An 18,511-nucleotide genomic window follows, 5' to 3' on the forward strand; every position below is an offset into this window, starting at 1 on the left:
ATACATAAAGAAAAAGCAGCTTGTGAAGCGGATCGATCATCCGATATAGGCGGCTTTTCCCCTCGTTTAGCCAAGCTTGGCCACCACCGCCGAAAAATCGTCCGGAAGCGGCCCTTTTTGCGCAAAATGGCGGCGCAGATGGTCCAAAAGCACCTGCTCGTCCAATAAAATATGCGGCGTTAGCGCATCGCGGAACGCTTCAATCTTTTGCCGGACAGAGCCCGTTTCCCCTTCGATCGCCCCGTCGGAATACAACACAAGCGTCGCCCCCGGCTCGTAGCGCAACCGGCCGCTGTCGACAAAAAGGCGCGGAAGCAGCCCGATCGGCGCGCAGCCGCGGTCCAACTCCGCCACCGTTCCGTCCGGTTGGAACAAAAACCCCGGCGGATGGCCGGCTGATGCATATTCAATCATCCGTTCCTTGACATCCACAAGAACATACACGGCGGTGAAATAATACGTCATCCGCCCGTTTTCATGGTACAACTGGCGCATATGGCGGTTCAACTCGCGAAACACTTCCGTCGGAACGATCCCTTTGCGGATGACGCCGTTTAAGAGCGAGCGGACCGACATGCAAATGAGTGAAGCCGCTGCCCCATGACCCATCACATCCATTAAAAAAATGCCGTACCGCTGTTTGTCGATCGGATACCAGGCGTACATATCGCCCCCCAGCTCCCGTGATGGGATGTACGTTCCGGCAATCTGGATTCCTTTGGCCGACAACGGCTTGCTCAACACGCGCTTTTGCACCTCGCGGGCCAGCCGCAAGTCATCTTTCATCGCTGCGATGTATGGGTTCTCATAAGTTGGACCGGCAAATAAAAACAAGTAAAAAGCGATTCCTCCATCATGGCCGGGCACAGCCCGCACCGTCGTCTGCCTGACATAGACCGAACCGTTTTTCCGCCGCCAGCGCACCCATCCCCTCCATTCTCCACTTTCCCCAGTTCCCGCTTGAATCACCTCATAAAGCCAGGCCTCGTAATAACCCGCGTAAAGCGCATGCAGCGGCTGACCGACAATCTCTACACCATGGCCAGTGATTTTTGTGAACGCCGGATTGACAAACTGAACGACAAACTGGCCATCGGTTACGAGCATCGCCTGTTCCATCGCTTTGTACACTTGCTCAGCGAGCTGCCGTTCATTCTCGTTTCGCTTTGCTTCTGTCAGATCAGCGACAACTCCGCTGACGAGCCTCACTTCCCCGAATTGGCCAAGCACAGGAAACGTCCGTTCAAGCACCCAGCGGACGGAGCCATCCCGCTGATTGATGATGCGATACGTTTGGGCACCCGCATCCGCCCCCGAAAGAAGCGACCATTTTCTTTCCGCCTTGGCGCGGTCATCCGGGTAGGACACTTTTGCCCATATGTCTTGATCGCGGTAAAAGTCGTCCGGAGGCAGGCCGTACAGCTGCTCGCATGATGACGAAATGAACAAGAGCCGCCTTTGTTCCGGCGCTGCGAGCCAATACACATAATCGCCCGGCCCAACGAATACATTCATTTTTTCCAAGCCGAGAAGCAACTCTCGCCACGCGAGGTGGTCATAACGTTGAACATGTTCCCAAAACCCATCCACCATAGAACGTCATTCTCCACTGAAATAATCCATGGCTTCCTTCTCTGTGGCAAATAGTTTGATAAACGAAGAAAATTTGACGATATGGAAAATTTCTGCAAGCGACCCTTCCACTCCGGCAATGACCAACTCTTTTTGTCGGGCTCTCGCCGCCATGACGCTGTCAGCGATGACCCCGAGTCCGGCGCTGTTAATGTATTTGACCCCCTCCATGTTGACGATCAATTGATCCGCCTGTTTGTCCAGCAACTTTTCCAGCGCTTGACGGAACGATTCGACATTGTTTAAGGTAATATCTTCTGCCCATGTCAGCGTGCAAATTGCCCCTTGTTTTGTCTCCATCTTGTTTCCTCCAATAGTCACTCTTTTTTTTTGCATTTGCACATGCAAAACAAGACGTTGTTTCCCGCTTGCTTCACGTATACATCGTCGACGATATGGGTGATCAGCTGCAGCCCCCTGCCGCGCGGCCCAGTGTTGACGACATCAGTTTGGGCTACGGAGAAGCATCCTCCTCGCTGTTTGACAATGATCATAAACTGTCTCGCATCAATTTTCCAAAATATCCTAAATGGCAGTTTTCTCGTTTTTTGACAATATTCATACGCATTCGTGCACGCTTCCTCTGTCGCGAGCCGAAGAAAAAGGCAATCGCGCGGCAAAAACCCCATTCTCTTCGCCAGTTCCTCGGTAATGTCCATCGCTTTTAAAATGTCCGCCGTTTTCACGATCGCCATCGTTCGGATCATGGCCTTGGGCTTCATCGGCATTCCCCTATCCTTGTTATGCTTATGCGCCGGCCAAAGCAACATGGCAGCTTTTCCACTATCCCACGTTCCAGCGCTGGGGAAAACGGATTCGAATGCTATTTTTCTCCTTTATTGTTCCATCTATCGAAAAATAGTTCTTATTTACTACAACTCATTATAATACAAAATGGGGTTCATTCCAATTTCCTACATCCAAAAAAAAAAGACATCATGGCACCCATCGTCCAATGATGTCCCCTTAGCGGCGCTGCCGGCGGTGGTTTAGTTGATACACAAGGGCGATCAACTGCGACCGGTCATTGACGCCAATTTTTTGAAAAATGTTCGTAATATGATTTTTCACGGTATGGACGCTAATGAACAACCGTTCTGAAATTTCGCGGTTGCTGCAGCCTTGAATGAGCAGCTCCAATACATCCATCTCCCGGGCTGTCAACTGCTCGGACAGCATGTCGATATTGACCGTCCCATCATTCCCACCGTGGGCCTTGCCGCTAATCATCATCGCACCAATCGCGGCCAGCGCCGTCATATACACTTCCGCCTCTTTCGCTTCCCTTCCTTTCTTTATATGAACGGCGAGAACGCCATAGCGGCCATCGCCGACGAAAAACGGCACTTCCATCACCGATTTGCCCTCGACATCAAGCAACGCCGGCACCTCGCTTTTCGCCTTCTCGCCGTGACAGCCATAGCGACGGCAGACATCATCCCGATAACGAACGGCCATTTCTACGTCCATCGCTCCTTCGTGGACAACGGCTGTTTGGCCATCGCTAGACCATACCACGCAGACGAAATCGCCGTAAGCGAGCTCCGCGGCGAATTCGGCCATCATCCGGATGATTTCTTCCTCGTTCTGCACCATACGCATGGCCCGTCCAATTTCCATCAACATCGAAAGGCGCATCAAATGGCGGTCCATTTTCATATCGGCCTCTGTACATTTAGCCAGAAGCAGCCAATGTTGAACGAGGGCGGAGCCGACCGAACGAAGCGCCGCTGGCAGTGAAGAGGCCGCCTCGCTGCCGATCATGACCCATCCTTCCATTGTTTTCCCGTACATCGCCGGATACGCAATCATCGCTTTCGGGCGGATGCCATGGCGGACAAAAAAGGAAAAGCGTGGATCCAAAGCGGCATCTTGAACGTAAACCGAACGAAGCGGCGGCTTCGAAGACGAAAGCGGCGGAAACAACGCATCGATCATCTTGCCGCGCAGCTTTCCGGCCTTTTCCCCGCTTGCCGCCGCCACCATCCATCCTTGCGGACACTTGGCGATATACAACGCCATATCGACGCGTTCATCGAACGCCCGCAACTCAAAAAGCAGCTTGTCCACGTCCGCTAGGGCGGAGCTGTCCGCAACCACTGCTTCGAGCCGTTTTCCGTATTCACAGCATTGCTGCTTGCGGCGCTCGCCGCTGATTAATTCCCCGCATATGACCGCCATCTTTTCTATATCTTTTAACTTCGCTTCGACTGCCCGCGCCGGCAGCGCCACCGATCGTTCGATGGCTGACACCCACTTTCCGCCGGCTGCCAGCGGCTGTTCGCAAATGAGCCATTTCGTCTCTTCCTCGATAAACACGCCCGCCCAAATCCAATATTCCGCCTTCTCATCGACAAACACGGGAGCGACGATGCTTTTCATGCCAAAACGCCCGACCGGTACGACCGATGGACGCTGCCATCCGTCAATAACAAGTTCTCGCGGGCAGAAAAACGATGGCGCTTCCCTTTCAGCTGCAAACAAAACGAGCTCCGCCAGCTCGGTCATATTCGATACTTTCGTCACGGGAGCGCCGTGATCATCGACGATAAGCATGCTCAACTCCGTCAATGCCGCGTATGCATCTTGAATATATTGCAACGATTCACGGATCACCACGCCTTCAACTCTCCTACAACTCGTTTTTACCCCTATCTATTATGGACAAATAACTGGCAAGAAATCAAGCTTTAACCCCCTGCGACAGCAAAAACAAACCGGCGCCGGCGGCCCGCACGAGATAGCGGGCGCCGCGCCGGAAAAGAGTTTTTGCGCCAAACAGAGCGCACCATCAAGAACAGGCCCAAGCATTTCGGGCAGCTTGGAAATGAACATCACCAATCGATGCACAATTCAAGAGCATGGAGACAATCAGCCAGTTGCCGCTTAATCTCCGCCAGCGCTTCCTCCGTCTTCGCTTCTGCGCGTAAGACGAGAATCGGCTGCGTGTTCGACGGCCGCACCAACCCCCAGCCTTCCGGGAACTGGATGCGGGCGCCATCGACGTCAACAACCGGATAGCGGCCAGCGAACCGGTTTTTCACCGCAGCAATGGCAGCTGGTTTTTTCTCTTCCGGACAAGCAACTCGCGTCTCCGGCGTCGCCGCGTACCGCGGCACATCGGCAAACCACTCGGACAGCGGGCGCTCATCGTGCGACAGTAATCGAAGCAGGCGCCCAGCGGCGTACAGTGCATCGTCATAGCCGTAAAACTCATCATTGAAGAACAAATGGCCAGACATTTCACCAGCAAACGGGATCTCCGGACGACGGCGCAACGTCGCTTTGACGTGCGAATGGCCGGTGCGATGGAAGAACGGTTTCCCGCCGAGCCGCTCAATTTCCTCAACAAGCGCTTGCGAACATTTCACTTCAACGGGCGCGTCGGCTCCCGGATAGCGCTTAAGAATCTCGCGCCAGAACAGCACCATCAGTTGGTCGCCCCAACGGATCGCACCCGTTTCATCCACAACCCCGATCCGATCACCGTCGCCGTCAAACGCGATGCCAAGATCAGCCTGCTCCTTGCGCACCATCTCAATCAAGGCCGTTAAGTTCTCCGGCACGACCGGGTCCGGATGATGGTTCGGAAACGTTGGATCGGATTCACAGTAAAGCGGGACGACATCGCATCCCCACTCTTTGAGCACTTGTGGCGCAATGATCGATGGGGTGCCGTTGCCGCAGTCGACGACGACCTTCAGCTTGCGCGGACCGAGTTGGATTTTCTCCTTCAACATATTGATATATGCCGGAGCAAGGTCCAACGTTTCCTCGCGCCCGCGCGCTGTTTCAGGCCGCGGCTGTTCCTGGCTGAGCCGCTCCATCGCCCGCCGCAACGCTTGGATGCGCTCGCCATAAATTGTCGTTTTTCCCATGGCGATTTTAAATCCGTTCTCATCCCCTGGGTTATGGCTGGCGGTGATGATCATGCCGCATGGAATGTTCGTGTAGTATAAGCTGTAGTAAAACATCGGCGTCGTCGAAAGCCCAATATCGACGACATCGCAGCCGCCATCGAGCAGCCCATCTTTGAGCGCCCGATGCAAGCCAGGCGATGATAGACGATTGTCATGACCGACAACCGCCCTCTTCTCGCCTTCCTTTTGCATCATGTCGGCAAAGGCCCGTCCGAGCCAATACGCGAACGACTCATCGAGCTCCTCTCCGGCTCGTCCGCGGATGTCGTATTCTTTAAACACGTGTGCCGGCCATGCGAACGGTTTCGTTGTTGACGTATTCATCGACAACCACCTCCACCGAAATCGATTGAGCGATTGCTGCTGTTAACAAGTACGACAATGTTGACTCCGCCCCCCGATTCGGGTTCGGGCCGTTCGGGCCAAGCCCGTCGCAGCAACTGCCGTCGCTTGGGTCGGCAAGCGGCGCGTTGCCGTCGTTTTGTCCGTAAAACCAAGCGAGGCAGCGGCGGACGACGCCGCGATAACGCTCGTCGTCCGTTGCCCAATACGCTTCGCGCGCCGCCAAAGCGAGCTTCATCACATCAAGCGGCTGTTGATCCCAATCGGCGCGGTAGCGGCGGCTGCACCAGCCGCGGTTGCCGACCGGACGGATGACACCTCCCGGTCCGCTCATTTTTTCAATAAGGAAAGCAAGGCTTTTTTCCGCCACTTCCTTCACCTCATCCCGAGGCGCGCGCCGATATGCCGTCCAAAGCGCCCACGGCAGCACCCCGTTGGCGTACGTCAACTCCGGCTCATACCAATGCCAATCGTCGCCAGCATGCTCCCAATACGCCGCAAGCAGCCGCTGCTCAAGCCGTGCAGCCAAAGCTGCCACTTCCTCTTGATCGACGCCAAGCGGGCGTCCTTCTGTCAATAAGACGCCGCAAGTGGCCACCCCCCAGGCGACGCCGCGCAGCGAACGAAGCTCCCAAGCCGCCGGCATGGCCCGCCGCAACATATCTGCTGCCGCCTCGCGCCGCGCCGGATCGCTGAGGCGAACGTAAGCCAACGCCGTCGCCCAAAACGACCGCCCGAAGCAGTCGTCTGACGGCGTTTCCTCTTCTTTTGTCCGATCGAAGAAAAAGTTGTTATGGAACGTGCCATCATCGTTTTGCGCCCAAAGCAAAAACGCCAAATACCGGTCAAGCAAACGGTGCAGCCGCTCTTTCTCTCCTTTGTCTTCACATAGCGCCATCCATTCCAGGCACGCCCAGATGGCGCGGGCGTTGTCATCGGTCGAATAACCCTCGCGACGGCGCGGGATGCGGCCAAGGCTATGCTCAAGCAATCCGGTGTCGTCAGTCATGCGCTCGAGATGGTCGAACTTAATGACTGACGGTGCCAATGGTCTTCACCTCCCCACGTTTCGCGTCGCACATGCGCGCAAACAAGGCGACATGCTGTTCGCCGACGCGCGGCCAATGCGTGTTTGCCCCGATTTGGCGCACCTTTTCCTCCCATCGCTTCAGCGCCGCCTCGTCGGCCAACAGCTGCCCGAGCCGCTCTTCCCAGGCGGTCGTATCGCCATACGGCAACAACAGCTCTTCACAACCTTGCAACAAATCGCGCGCATGCTCATACGGCGTCGAAACGACCGGACGGCCGACGCCGACCGCATAGGCAAGCGTGCCGCTTGTGATTTGCTGCATGCCCGGGTACGGGGTGACGTATAGATCGCACGCCGTCAAATAATCGATCAATTCCTCTTCGCTGAAATACCGATCTTCCATGTGGACATGGCGCTCAAGCCCTAAACGGTGAATGAGCGATTTCAACTCCTCGCGATATGCTTCTCCTTCCCTCTTTTTCACTTCTGGGTGCGTCTGTCCGGCAATGACATACAGCGCTTCCGGCACCTTGCGCACAACGCCCGGCAATGCGGCTAAAACCGATTCAATCCCTTTGCCGCGGCTGAGCAGCCCAAACGTCAACATCACTTTGCGGCCGCTGAATCCGAGGCGTCGGCGAAGCGAATCGCGATTTTCGCTGCTTGGGCCTGGAGCACCGTGCGGAATGTAGACAATTTTTTCTTCCGGCAGGCCAAACGCTTTGACCAAATACGGAATCGCCTGCCGGTTCATGACGATGATCGCATCGCTTGCCGCCGCGATTTTCTCTTGAATCGGGCGATACGGCAACGGCGGGTCGGCAAACACCGTATGGAACGTCGTTACGAGCGGCTTGTTGAGCGCGGCGATGAAATCAAGAATGTATTCGCCCGCCTCGCCGCCGAAAATGCCGAACTCATGCTGCAATAAAACGACGTCGATGTCGCTTTCATTCACCCTTTTGGCCATCTCGGCATACGCCGCGCGGTTTTGCGCCGGAAGCGGCCAATACGCCGGGTTGTGGCGATAGGCGTCATCGCCGTCGCTTTCGTTGTACAACACGATGACGCGGTCGCCGTCGGACGGGCCCCGGACGCCGTCAATGCTTTGTCGCAAATGTTCCGTAAACGTCGCCAGCCCGCACCGCCGCGGCGGGTACGTGCTGACGTAGGCAATTCGAATCATGCTTGCACCGCCTCCTTGAACTGATTAATAATCGAATCTTCGAACACTTCTCCCGCCGGCGTCACCGTCCGATAGCCGAAAATGCTGTTTTGCAAACGGCTGCGGTCACGAATGACAGAGCGGTCCCAAACGATTGTCTGCGCGCAATGGACGCGGGCGCCAATTTGGCAGCGGTCGCCGATGACCGCATTTGGGCCAATGACAGCCTGCGGACCGATTTTCACGTGGTCGCCGATGAGCACAGGCGGCACAAACAAGACGCCAGACCCAATCTCCACGTTTTCACCAACAAACACGCCCGGTTGAATTTCACGTCCTTTGAGCGGAATCGGAAACTCCCGGCTCAACGCATCCCAATGCACTTGGCGGTAGCGGGCCGGCGTCCCCATATCACGCCAGTATCCGGTGCTGACGATGCCATATACACCGACATTCTTCTCGATCAGCAGCGGGAATGTTTCACGCTCGATCGACACTTCCCGCTCAGCCGGAATATAACGCATCACGTCCGGCTCGAAAATATACATGCCGGCATTGATGCGGTTCGATGGCGCTTCTTCGCGGCGCGGCTTTTCGACAAAGCGTAAAATTTGCCCACGATCGTCTTGTTCGACCACCCCATAGGAAGAAGGATCGTCTACTTCCGTTAAGACAATCGTCGCCAAACCGCCATGTTGACGATGGAAATCAAGCAGCGGGATCAATTGCGGCAAATGCACAATGTCGGCGTTAAACACGAGAAACCGTTCCTTCAGCCAGCGCTCGGCGTTTTTGATCGCCCCAGCCGTTCCGAGCGGGAACGGTTCGAGCGCGTATGTAATCTTGACGTTCCAGCGCTTCCCATCTTCGAAATAGCGACGGATCACTTCTGAACAATGATGTGCGGCGATGACAAATTCGTTGACTCCTTGGTCGCGAAGATGAACGATGAGGTGTTCAAGCCATGGCCGGTTCGCAATCGGGGCCATCGGTTTGGGGATGTTTTCGGTCAATGGACGAAGACGCGTACCTAATCCTCCTGCCAGCAACAATGCTTTCATTTCGTCATCCCTCCATATCTTTTTTTCACAAAAATAGACACCTTTTTTGACGGATGAACGAGAAAATGAAAGTAGTTCATAGATTGCTAGCACTCGGCTGCGATGGTTGCTAATAATAATATACATAATATTCCTCCTTCTATGCAAGCGAAATAATTGTCGGATGGTGTCGATGAGGAATGATTGATGCTTGCAAATTTCAAAACTTTCATTTTCTCGTTCTTCTTTTTCTTTGCGGTATAATGAGTATCGTTAATGCTATATATATGTGAGGGAGGAGGAGAATACGCCATGATTTCTTCATCATCTTTCCGTTACCATGTTGGCATTGCCGGTGCCGGCGCATTCGCTGAATTTCTCGCCGGCGCGCTCGCCCCGCTTCCTTCCTTCCATCTCGCCGCTGTCGCCGGGCGGACGGACGAAAAACGCCAGCGCGTCATCGACGCCTATCGCCGCCGTCAGGCACAGGCGGGCGACGTGCGCGAATACCGCGAAGCTGAAGAATTGATCGTTGACCCGCATGTTGACATCGTCATTCTCACCACCCCGCCGCATTTGCACGCCCCGCTTGCCAAGCGGGCGCTTGAGGAAGGAAAACATGTGCTGCTTGAAAAGCCAGGCGGCCTCACCGCCGAGGCGCTGCGGGCGAACATCCAGCTCGCCGCCCGCCAAAACCGGGCGTTGGCGGTCAATCTCGTCCTTCGCTACCACCCGCTCGCAGAAGCCGTCAAGCAACTCATCCACCGCGCGTTTCTTGGCCCAGTGGACTACGCAAGCCTTCACAACGCGGCTCACCGTGTCGCGGAAGGCCATTGGTTTTGGGACGAGCGGCGAAGCGGCGGCATCCTGATCGAGCACGGCGTCCACTTTTTTGAAGTCGGACGCGACTGGTTTGGCGAAGCGGCTTCCGCACGCGGATTCGCGTTGCGAGAACCAGACGGCACACGGCCGCGCGTCGGCGCTACGGTGATTCATGAAAGCAACGGCTGGCGCATCCCCGTCCATTATTACCACGGCTTTACGATGGACCCCGCCGCTTCGGAATCGACGCACTGGGACATTCATACGGCACGCGGGCGCATCGTGCTTGAAGGCTGGATTCCGACGCAGCTATCCGTCTCCGGCCTCGTCTCAACCGATGAGGCAGCGCATATGGACGCTTTGCTTGATGCCATTCCGAAACAACCGTCCTCCCGCGCCATCGAACAAGTCAGGCAAGCGGCCAACCGCCTGTTGCCGTCGGTTCCACGGTCAGACGCCCCGCGCATCCCGTACGAGCGCACCGTGGTGCTCTCGGACCGCCACGGGTGGTACGAAGCGATTGCCCAAACGCGCTTTCTTGATTTTTGCCGTTTGATCGAGAACCCGAGCTGGCGCGTCCTCGTCACTGCCGAAGACGCCGCCGCCGACCTCGCTTTGGCGGAAGCGTGCACCGTTGCAGATGAAGAAACCGATCCGCTCGGCATCCGTTAACACAACGAAACAAAAAGGAAAGGTGTCCCAAAAAGATCGGGGCACCTTTTTTGATTGCCGTATATAATTGTTAAAAAGCAATATATTGCGTTTCGCTTCTTGAACATCGCCCTTTGGCGTCAGACTCTTGGCGGGACGGTATCGTTCCCACCTTTTTAATTAAGAAGGACGGAACCTTTTCACCAGGCGCTCCGTATTCTCAACTGAAATCGATGACAAGGAGGAGAACTTGTTGTTCAAAAAACTGTTAAGTTCTATCGGCATCGGAGCAGCCACTGTTGATACGAAATTAGCGAAAGCGCAATATGTCCAAGGCGAAACAGTCGAAGGGATTGTCGACATTCGCGGCGGCAGCATCGAGCAGCATATCGACGAAATTTACTTAGCGTTAGTGACGACCTACCTTCGAGAAATCGATGATAAGAAACACGAGGAAAAAGCGGTGCTGGCAAGGTACAAAGTAAGCGGCTCGCTGACGATTGGGCCGAACGAAACGAAAACGATCCCGTTTCAATTCGCCTTGCCGTACGACGTGCCCGTCACGCTCGGCTCTTCGCGGGTATGGCTGCAAACCGGCCTTGACATTAAAATGGCGCTCGACCCGCAAGACCGCGACCATCTCGCCATCGAACCGCACCCGCTCGTCGCCGCGTTTCTCGAGGCAGCCCGCCAATTAGGATTCCGCCTCCACCATGTGCAGTGCGAACAAGCGCCGCGCTATTGGCAACGGCGGTTGCCGTTTGTCCAAGAGTTTGAATTCAAGCCGGCAAGTGGACCGTTCAAAGGCTGTCTTGATGAATTGGAAGCGATCTTCTTTTTGTCTGAAAACAGCGTAGAAGTCTTGCTGGAAATCGACCGCAAGGCACGTGGACTTTCTGGGTTGTTCGCAGAGGCGCTCGATATGGACGAGACGTTTGTCCGGTTCACATACGGCACAGGCGACATCCCGGCATTGCCGCAATTACTGGCAGATGCGATCCAGAAGTACAGTTAGACGGAAAAAACGAAAAGGGCCGTCCGCCATCTTTTTCCTTCCGCTTCTGAAGTTTGTAGGTGGGGCATAGGTTGCACATCTATCCCTGTAAATGATTTCTATTTGTTTCAAAAAAGGATGGCAAAAGCAATAAATCCCGTTTCTCCCTATCCGAGAAACGGGATTCCTTCCATCATGATCCCCGAACAAGCAACGCACAGCACTCGACATGGGCCGTATGCGGAAACATGTCCACCGGCTGGACGGTTTTCAATGTATAGCCGAACGAGACTAGCTCCGTAATGTCTGACGCAAACGTCTCCGGATTGCACGAGACATACACAACCCGCTCCGGCCGCGCCCGGCCGATTTTGCGCATCACCTTCCCGCCCGCCCCCGAACGTGGAGGATCCAAAAGCAGCAGCTCCGGCCGCCCGAACTGTTCCAACACTTCATCAATCCCGCGTCTTGCATCCCGAGCCAAAAAGTACGTATTATCAATGCCGTTGTCCTTCGCATTTCGCTTCGCCGACTCAATCGACGTTTCAACAATTTCAATGCCAGCTAACGCTTTGACCCGTTTCGCAAATGGCAGGGAAAACGTCCCGACTCCGCAAAAGAGGTCGATCATGTTTTCATGAGGCTGCGGTTTGCCCATCTCCAACGCCAGTTCAACCAATTTGGCCGCCTGCACTGGGTTTGTTTGAAAAAACGTATCAAACCAAAGGCGGTAGCGGAAGCCGCACAATTCATCGTAAATGAAATCACGTCCGGCCAACACATGGGTTTGTTCCGCTTGGGTGCGGTCCGCCCACGCCCGATTCTCGAGCCAAAGCAAACTTTTCACTTGCGGGAGCATTTTGGTGATCCGCTCCGTCAAATCGGCCGCCGCTTCTTTCAGATCCCCTTCCGGCGCCTCGGTCGCAAAGAGCGCCACCATCACCTCTCCTGTCGCAAACGACTCGCGCACCATGACGTGGCGAAGCAGCCCTTCGTGGGTATCTTTGTGATAACCAGGCAGCTGATGATCGCGCGCCCAACGCGCCACCTCCATGGCCGCTTTGACGATCTTCTCGCCGGCAATGAGGCATGTCTCCAACGAAATGACTTGCCGGAAGTTCCCTCGCTCGTGCAGTCCAAGCAACCCTTCCGGAGAAAACGTAAACTCCATTTTATTGCGGTAATGCCACGGATGTTCCATGCCAATCGTATCGCGGACAACGCCAGGGTCAAATCCGTGCTCTTTCAAGAGCGTCTTGACATGCTCCGTTTTATGGCGCAGCTGCCCTTCATAGCGCCAGTGCTGCCAGACACAGCCGCCACAGCGGTCAAAGTGCGGACACGAAGGCGCAAGCCGTTCCGGATGCGGCTCAATCACTTCTTCCAACCGCGCCTGAACTCTGCGCCGTTTTGGCTCATCGACAACGACTCGCACCTTCTCACCGGGAAGTGTAGACGGAATGGCGAGTTTGAGCTTCTTTCTCTTTCCGTCCTCTTCACGCCAAACGACGGCTTGTCCAATTCCTTTTTTATCCAACTGATGAACTTCTGCCACAAACGAATGTTTCGTCACACCGCCCAATGGTTTCCCTCCTTTTCGAAATGAATCGGCCTTATTTCATTCTTGAGTGTATTGTGCACTTTGTCGCAACGGACTTATGCTTGGCGGAAACATACGTTTTTCATTATAACAAGGAACGACTTTCATTGAAAACGGCAGAACATCATTCCCGATCGATGGGAGCTGCATTCGTTTTCATTTGCTTTTAACACTAAAAGGTGATATATTTATTTTGAAACCTATTGGTGTCATATCCAATGAATGGAGGAGTTCTTGTGGAAACCAAGCAAACATTGCCGGAAATCCGCAAAACGATTGTGCTGAATGCCCCCATTGAAAAAGTATGGAAAGCGGTGGCGACCTCCGAAGGTATTGCGGCGTGGTGGATGCCCAATACGTTTGAGCCGATTTTAGGTCACCAGTTTGTTTTGCACGCAGGGCCATTCGGCGATTCGCCATGCAAAGTGACAGAGCTCGATCCACCTAACCGCTTGGGGTTTGACTGGGGAAAGGATTGGCACCTTACGTTTGAATTAAAAGCATTAGAAGACGGAAAAACAGAATTCACCCTGATCCATTCCGGATGGGATGCGGACAAAACAACCGAATTTGGGCAGCCTCACACAGTCGTTCGCAAGATTATGGATGACGGGTGGGAGAACATTGTCAACCAAAAACTTCCTGCATATCTCAAAGGATAAACGGACCGTTTCCGCGCCGAAGCACGATGTGTTTCACGCCATCGCCGATCCGACTCGCCGCCAGATGTTGCAGCTGCTGGCCGACAACGAGCTGTCGATCGCCGCGATTGCCAAATCGTTTCCGATCAGCCGTACAGCCGTCAACAAGCACCTTCATATCCTAGCGGAAGCAGGTTTAGTGAGCCGTCGAAAAGCCGGGCGCGAAACGAGGTACAGATTCAATCCCGAACCCTTCGCCGAATTGAAAACATGGCTTTCCTTCTTTGAACAGTATTGGGATGAACGGCTTGCGGCTCTCAAGCATTTGGTGGAAGCGGATGAGGAGTCATCATGATGACAAAAATCGCATGGATTCACGGGGGCGCAAAGGCGGTTTCAATGACGACGAACAGCTGCATCTTATAGAGGAAGGAGAACGGGAAGATGGATCCTTTCATCTCTTGCCCGCAGTGCACGAATCCCATTACTGTTAAAGATGTCATGCATTTTTCTTCGCCTTGGACCATGAAATGCCCGTATTGCGATGTGAAGCTGAAAGAAACGAGAATCACGCCGTTTTTGCTGCTGGCCGCAGCCGGCATCGTCCCGTTGTTTCTTTTCCTGACAGTCCAAATCAAGGCGTTTGCAGCAGCTTATTGGCCCGTGGTCGAACACGTGCCAACAATCATCGTGTTTCTCGTCACACTCTATCCCATTTATTGGATGTATGAGCGGGCAAACGCCATCATTCTGTGTAAAAAGGGACGCTTTCAGGTGAAGAAAAAAGAATGACCGCCGAAAAAGGAATTCATAGAAAAAGGGTCTCTAGAAGGCTGATGGAAAAACAGTTGTTTTCCTTGATTGATGGGGAAACGTGCGAAAAGCAAAACCGACGCGACAGGTTTCTCTACTTAAGAAACGATTCTAGGAAACGGTTGCACTAGCAAATCACCGCTCTCCTAGTGAATCGATGGTAATAGAAAAAGGGTGTCCCAAAAGCAACGGGACACCCTTGACTGCTAGAAGACCGGTGAACAATCACCTCACCTTCACAGCAAAACGTTTTTTTAGGAAAGCAAAATCAAACGAGGCAAGACTCCTCCGCTTCAGGAACGATCGGTTTCGCGCCGTATGCTCTCAACACCACCAACCTCACCAACGTACGGTGAACCTTAGACATGGATGGCTGCAACAAGGCGATCATCATAAAGCTTCCTTTTTCTTTTCTCCGGCTTTCTTATACCCATTTTCCCAGAACGCCGCGTTTTTGATTCCGTATTTTGACGCATTGAACTCCGGATCTTTCCCTTGCTTCAGCTGTTCTTCGTAATCTTTTAAGGCCATATAGGCTGGTTTAAACAACAACAGGATCGCAATCAAGTTGAGCCAAACCATGATTCCAAGCCCGATATCGCCCATCGCCCACGCCGTCGTCGCCGTTTTGACCGTTCCATAGAACGTGGCCGCCAAAAAGATGAGCTTCAAGGCAAAGAAGGCCGTTCCCCTCTTTTCACTGCGCACCAAATAGGCGAGGTTCGTCTCGGCAATATAGTAATACGCGTACATCGTCGTAAACGCGAAGAAGAACAGAGCGATCGCAATAAAGGCCGACCCGAATCCCGGGAAGAGCGTGTCCACCGCCGCCTGCGTATACCCTGCGCCCGGCTCCACTCCTTTCAAATGAACCACAATCGGCTCGCCTGTTTTTTCATTGATCACATTGTATTGACCCGTAAACAAAATCATCAGTGCCGTCGCCGTCACGACCAAGAACACGTCCAAATAAATCGAAAACGCCTGCACAAGCCCCTGCTTCGCCGGGTGGGACACTTCCGCCGCCGCTGCCGGGTGGGCGCCCGTCCCTTGCCCCGCTTCATTCGCATAAAGGCCGCGTTTGACCCCCCACATCACGGCCGACCCAAGAATGCCGCCAAACACTTGATCAGCGCCAAACGCGCTTTTGAAAATCAGGCCAAACACATCCGGGACTTTCTCAATATTCACCGCAATAATCGCAATCGCGACCAACAAATAGCCAACCGCCATAAACGGCACGACAATTTCCGCCGTTTTCGCGATCCGCTTCACTCCTCCAAAAATCGTAAAGCCAAGAACAGCGATCACGAAAATTCCCGTCACCAATTTCGGAATGCCAAACGCATTCGAAAACCCATCCGCGATCGAATTCGCTTGAATCCCCGGCATCAACACCGCCATGGAGAGAATGATCGCCCCGGCAATCACAACCGCAAACCATTTCCAGCCAAGGCCCTTTTCAATATAAAAAGCCGGACCGCCGCGGTACTGTCCGTCTTGTTCCTCTTTATAAATTTGCGCCAGCGTCGACTCGACATACGCGGTCGCCGCTCCGATAAAGGTGATCACCCACATCCAAAAGACCGCTCCCGGCCCCCCGTACGCAATCCCCGTCGCCGTCCCGGCCACGTTCCCGACGCCGATGCGGCCGGACAACGACATCGTCAACGCCTGGAAAGAAGACACCCCGGCCTCAGAGCCCTTCCCCGTCGTCACAAGCCGGATCATCTCTTTCACGTGGCGGATTTGCAGGAAGCGGGTGCGAATGCTAAAATACAAACCACAACAGACAATAAAAGCAATTAAGAAAGGGCTCCACAGCCACCCGTTCACCGTTTCCACGAGCTTTTCAATCAATCCAATCCCTCCTATGCCAGCTGATTACTTTTGTTGTATAACACATAACCAAATAATATTATAAATACTACACACTTCTGCTTCAATAATTTTTTTATATATCATTCTTTTCTGCATTTTCTTTATATCCCCTACACTTTTCCTTGTGCAAAAAAATGAATCACTTTCTTCGTTGTTTTTTTAAAATAACTACCAAACCAAAAAATGGTAGATGAAGCAAGGCGGGTGAACCCGCCCTGAACGGCCGCCTCCCCTTGCAGCAGGGTCCCAGTCCTTGAGGCCTTTAAGCACGAGCCCCATCTTCTCCGAATGATTCCCTCCCGAAGCGCCGCAAACGCAAAGCCGAACACACAGAACAGCGTGTTCGGCTTTGGCTTTCCGTTACATATAACCGATGAGAAACACGACAAAACCGGCCAATCCGACCGATGCGACGAAGAGGCCAAAGGCGATCCGTTTCGCGGCTTTGCTCTTTTGGACAACACCATACACGAACAACACGATCGACATGATCAACAAAAGCAAAATGAGAGACGAAATGCTCACGTTCAGCGCTCCTTATCATGCACTGCCCCTAGGAAAGACAGCGTTTCTCCATCCGTGCCATCATGGTCGTGATTCATCCATCCCCAATAGAACCACTTCTCGGTTGATGCCATCCACCGCTCACGCCCCCGCAATTTCTTCCGAATTCCGGTTGATCCCATCGATAATGCTAATGATCCTCCGCGCGCCGTCCATGTTGTCTTGAAAGAGTTCAACAATGCTGCCGACAGTTTTAAACGGTTCTTCCTGCAGCACCCGCTTGTCCATGACTCCATTTTTCACAAAGTAATCGACGATCAATTTGACAAAACGGCTTTGTTGGATGTTCAACCGTTCGCTTGATAAAAATTCGGAAAACGCTTCGTTGGCGGCCTGCGGGTCAAGGCCGACGATTTGGCGGACGAGCTTTGTAATCGGTGTGTCTCCGAATTCTCTTTTATAATCTTCCTGTGTGCCAAGCTCATTCCAAAGAATATGCTCCAACACGAGTGTTGATTATCCAAAATTAGACATACGTCTTCCATAAATTTGGGCATACTCAAACAAAGCAGCGGCCATCCCGGATTTCCAATCGAGAGGAAGCTGCCCAGAGAAAAAACGGCGAACNTTCGTCTGTTTTTTGGTTTGATCATACAGCCATCGCAGCAACACATACGCGATGAACGCCGCAAACAGTTGGTTGTATACCGCATTTTCGGTGGTGTAAAACAAGGTCGGGACATTCAGATATTGCTTCACCCAGCGGAAAAAGACTTCAACGGTCCAACGTTGTTGGTGCATGTCGGCAATGGTTTCCGCAGACGCATGGAAGAGGTTCGTCACGACCCGAATGTCGCGGCCATTTGCATCTCGAAAGATCACGCCCGGTGACGCTTGGTCGATCGGCATTGTTTCGTCCCCAACTGGCACGTGAAGTCGGCTTGAACCGATGAGGATGTGCTGGAAAGGCGTTTCAAGCTTTTTTTCTGATGAAGTTCGATGTTGTCCTTCATCCGAATGACAAAGAGCTGATGCTGCTCCACAAATCGATCGAGGCGTTCGATTTTGANCGGCATTGTTTCGTCCCCAACTGGCACGTGAAGTCGGCTTGAACCGATGAGGATGTGCTGGAAAGGCGTTTCAAGCTTTTTTTCTGATGAAGTTCGATGTTGTCCTTCATCCGAATGACAAAGAGCTGATGCTGCTCCACAAATCGATCGAGGCGTTCGATTTTGACATACGCCCGGTCTTCCACGAGCACTTGTTGAGGGTTCGTCAACTGTTCTCCCACCGGGCCATCATGACGCAGTCCGGTCGTTTCCACCACGTCTGCCGGCAGCGAGGATTCCGGCGAATACGCGGCGTGCAGCTTCACTCCGGCGCGTTCGCCGTGACACGGAGCCCATGGGAGGCGGTTTTTCCCGACCGTGACGGTCGTCGAATCCACCACCCGAAGCGGTTTGGGAAACCGAAGCG

Annotated in this window: 17 protein-coding genes and 2 pseudogenes; 5 read left to right on the plus strand and 14 right to left on the minus strand. The window is 53.6% G+C overall.

The window, feature by feature from the left end; translation table 11 throughout:
* Nucleotides 1-66: 66 nt before the first annotated feature.
* The 8 genes from T260_RS131665 to T260_RS131640 form a co-directional block, all read right to left on the minus strand.
* Nucleotides 67-1,593, minus strand: coding sequence for a PP2C family protein-serine/threonine phosphatase (locus T260_RS131665; protein ID WP_023633788.1), 1,527 nt, complete (start codon nt 1,591-1,593; stop codon nt 67-69).
* A 6-nt stretch (nt 1,594-1,599) separates the two neighbouring features.
* Complete coding sequence (locus T260_RS0120015; protein WP_011229870.1) at nt 1,600-1,932, minus strand: STAS domain-containing protein; 333 nt, start codon at nt 1,930-1,932, stop codon at nt 1,600-1,602.
* Between the two features lie 17 nt (nt 1,933-1,949).
* Nucleotides 1,950-2,354 carry an ATP-binding protein gene (locus T260_RS0120020; protein WP_031212548.1) on the minus strand — a complete coding sequence of 135 codons (405 nt, stop codon included), beginning with the start codon at nt 2,352-2,354 and terminating at the stop codon, nt 1,950-1,952.
* Nucleotides 2,355-2,598: 244 nt separating this feature from the next.
* Nucleotides 2,599-4,251 carry a helix-turn-helix domain-containing protein gene (locus T260_RS1000000140630; protein ID WP_023633789.1) on the minus strand — a complete coding sequence of 551 codons (1,653 nt, stop codon included), beginning with the start codon at nt 4,249-4,251 and terminating at the stop codon, nt 2,599-2,601.
* A 215-nt stretch (nt 4,252-4,466) separates the two neighbouring features.
* Nucleotides 4,467-5,876 (minus strand): phosphomannomutase/phosphoglucomutase, encoded by a 1,410-nt coding sequence (locus T260_RS131655; RefSeq protein ID WP_023633790.1) that lies wholly within the window; start codon nt 5,874-5,876, stop codon nt 4,467-4,469.
* A complete protein-coding gene (locus T260_RS131650) occupies nt 5,827-6,942 on the minus strand; it encodes a hypothetical protein (RefSeq protein ID WP_023633791.1) in 1,116 nt (371 codons plus the stop codon). Before T260_RS131650 ends, T260_RS131655 begins: the two co-directional genes overlap by 50 nt.
* Nucleotides 6,923-8,110 (minus strand): glycosyltransferase family 4 protein, encoded by a 1,188-nt coding sequence (locus tag T260_RS131645; RefSeq protein WP_023633792.1) that lies wholly within the window; start codon nt 8,108-8,110, stop codon nt 6,923-6,925. The genes T260_RS131650 and T260_RS131645 overlap by 20 nt, the downstream gene beginning before the upstream one ends.
* Entirely contained in the window at nt 8,107-9,150 is a 1,044-nt protein-coding gene (locus tag T260_RS131640; RefSeq protein ID WP_011229864.1) for a nucleotidyltransferase family protein, read from the minus strand. Before T260_RS131640 ends, T260_RS131645 begins: the two co-directional genes overlap by 4 nt.
* Nucleotides 9,151-9,441: 291 nt before the next feature.
* On the opposite strand from T260_RS131640, the gene T260_RS131635 reads away from it, so the two are divergent.
* Nucleotides 9,442-10,623, plus strand: a complete 1,182-nt coding sequence (locus tag T260_RS131635) for a Gfo/Idh/MocA family protein (protein WP_011229863.1) — start codon at nt 9,442-9,444, stop codon at nt 10,621-10,623.
* A 229-nt stretch (nt 10,624-10,852) separates the two neighbouring features.
* Entirely contained in the window at nt 10,853-11,617 is a 765-nt protein-coding gene (locus T260_RS131630; RefSeq protein WP_014194845.1) for a sporulation protein, read from the plus strand.
* 172 nt (nt 11,618-11,789) lie between these two features.
* On the opposite strand, the gene rlmD is transcribed toward T260_RS131630, so the two are convergent.
* Nucleotides 11,790-13,178 (minus strand): 23S rRNA (uracil(1939)-C(5))-methyltransferase RlmD, encoded by a 1,389-nt coding sequence (gene rlmD, locus T260_RS131625; protein ID WP_023633793.1) that lies wholly within the window; start codon nt 13,176-13,178, stop codon nt 11,790-11,792.
* 254 nt (nt 13,179-13,432) lie between these two features.
* Between rlmD and T260_RS131620 the strand changes: the two genes are divergently transcribed.
* The 3 genes from T260_RS131620 to T260_RS131610 all read left to right on the plus strand — a co-directional run bounded on the left by T260_RS131620 (nt 13,433) and on the right by T260_RS131610 (nt 14,629).
* Nucleotides 13,433-13,858: an SRPBCC family protein gene (locus T260_RS131620; RefSeq protein WP_013522911.1), complete on the plus strand. Its 426-nt coding sequence runs from the start codon at nt 13,433-13,435 to the stop codon at nt 13,856-13,858.
* Nucleotides 13,821-14,192, plus strand: coding sequence for an ArsR/SmtB family transcription factor (locus tag T260_RS131615; RefSeq protein WP_050582927.1), 372 nt, complete (start codon nt 13,821-13,823; stop codon nt 14,190-14,192). Before T260_RS131620 ends, T260_RS131615 begins: the two co-directional genes overlap by 38 nt.
* Nucleotides 14,193-14,281: 89 nt before the next feature.
* Nucleotides 14,282-14,629: a YcnL family membrane protein gene (locus T260_RS131610; RefSeq protein WP_023633795.1), complete on the plus strand. Its 348-nt coding sequence runs from the start codon at nt 14,282-14,284 to the stop codon at nt 14,627-14,629.
* A gap of 411 nt (nt 14,630-15,040) precedes the next feature.
* On the opposite strand, the gene T260_RS131605 is transcribed toward T260_RS131610, so the two are convergent.
* From T260_RS131605 to T260_RS0120030, 5 genes and pseudogenes are all read right to left on the minus strand, one after another.
* Entirely contained in the window at nt 15,041-16,510 is a 1,470-nt protein-coding gene (locus T260_RS131605; protein ID WP_023633797.1) for an alanine/glycine:cation symporter family protein, read from the minus strand.
* A 381-nt stretch (nt 16,511-16,891) separates the two neighbouring features.
* Nucleotides 16,892-17,056: a hypothetical protein gene (locus tag T260_RS1000000139925; RefSeq protein WP_013144211.1), complete on the minus strand. Its 165-nt coding sequence runs from the start codon at nt 17,054-17,056 to the stop codon at nt 16,892-16,894.
* 120 nt (nt 17,057-17,176) lie between these two features.
* A pseudogene (locus T260_RS131600) lies at nt 17,177-17,539 on the minus strand (type I restriction-modification enzyme R subunit C-terminal domain-containing protein); the annotation flags it as partial.
* Between the two features lie 12 nt (nt 17,540-17,551).
* Nucleotides 17,552-17,965, minus strand: coding sequence for a transposase (locus T260_RS0120025; RefSeq protein WP_370736686.1), 414 nt, complete (start codon nt 17,963-17,965; stop codon nt 17,552-17,554).
* 154 nt (nt 17,966-18,119) lie between these two features.
* Nucleotides 18,120-18,511, minus strand: a pseudogene (locus tag T260_RS0120030) (transposase); the annotation flags it as partial.

Origin of the sequence: Geobacillus thermopakistaniensis (genome assembly GCF_000498995.1) — a bacterium.
Classification (GTDB): Bacteria; Bacillota; Bacilli; order Bacillales; family Anoxybacillaceae; genus Geobacillus; species Geobacillus thermoleovorans.

Bases quoted from the DNA above. Each gene is read 5' to 3' on its own strand.
- T260_RS131665 (WP_023633788.1), bottom strand. From the start codon at position 1,593: ATGGTGGATGGGTTTTGGGAACATGTTCAACGTTATGACCACCTCGCG.
- T260_RS0120015 (WP_011229870.1), bottom strand. From the start codon at position 1,932: ATGGAGACAAAACAAGGGGCAATTTGCACGCTGACATGGGCAGAAGAT.
- T260_RS0120020 (WP_031212548.1), bottom strand. From the start codon at position 2,354: ATGAAGCCCAAGGCCATGATCCGAACGATGGCGATCGTGAAAACGGCG.
- T260_RS131655 (WP_023633790.1), bottom strand. From the start codon at position 5,876: ATGAATACGTCAACAACGAAACCGTTCGCATGGCCGGCACACGTGTTT.
- T260_RS131645 (WP_023633792.1), bottom strand. From the start codon at position 8,110: ATGATTCGAATTGCCTACGTCAGCACGTACCCGCCGCGGCGGTGCGGG.
- T260_RS131640 (WP_011229864.1), bottom strand. From the start codon at position 9,150: ATGAAAGCATTGTTGCTGGCAGGAGGATTAGGTACGCGTCTTCGTCCA.
- T260_RS131635 (WP_011229863.1), top strand. From the start codon at position 9,442: ATGATTTCTTCATCATCTTTCCGTTACCATGTTGGCATTGCCGGTGCC.
- T260_RS131610 (WP_023633795.1), top strand. From the start codon at position 14,282: ATGGATCCTTTCATCTCTTGCCCGCAGTGCACGAATCCCATTACTGTT.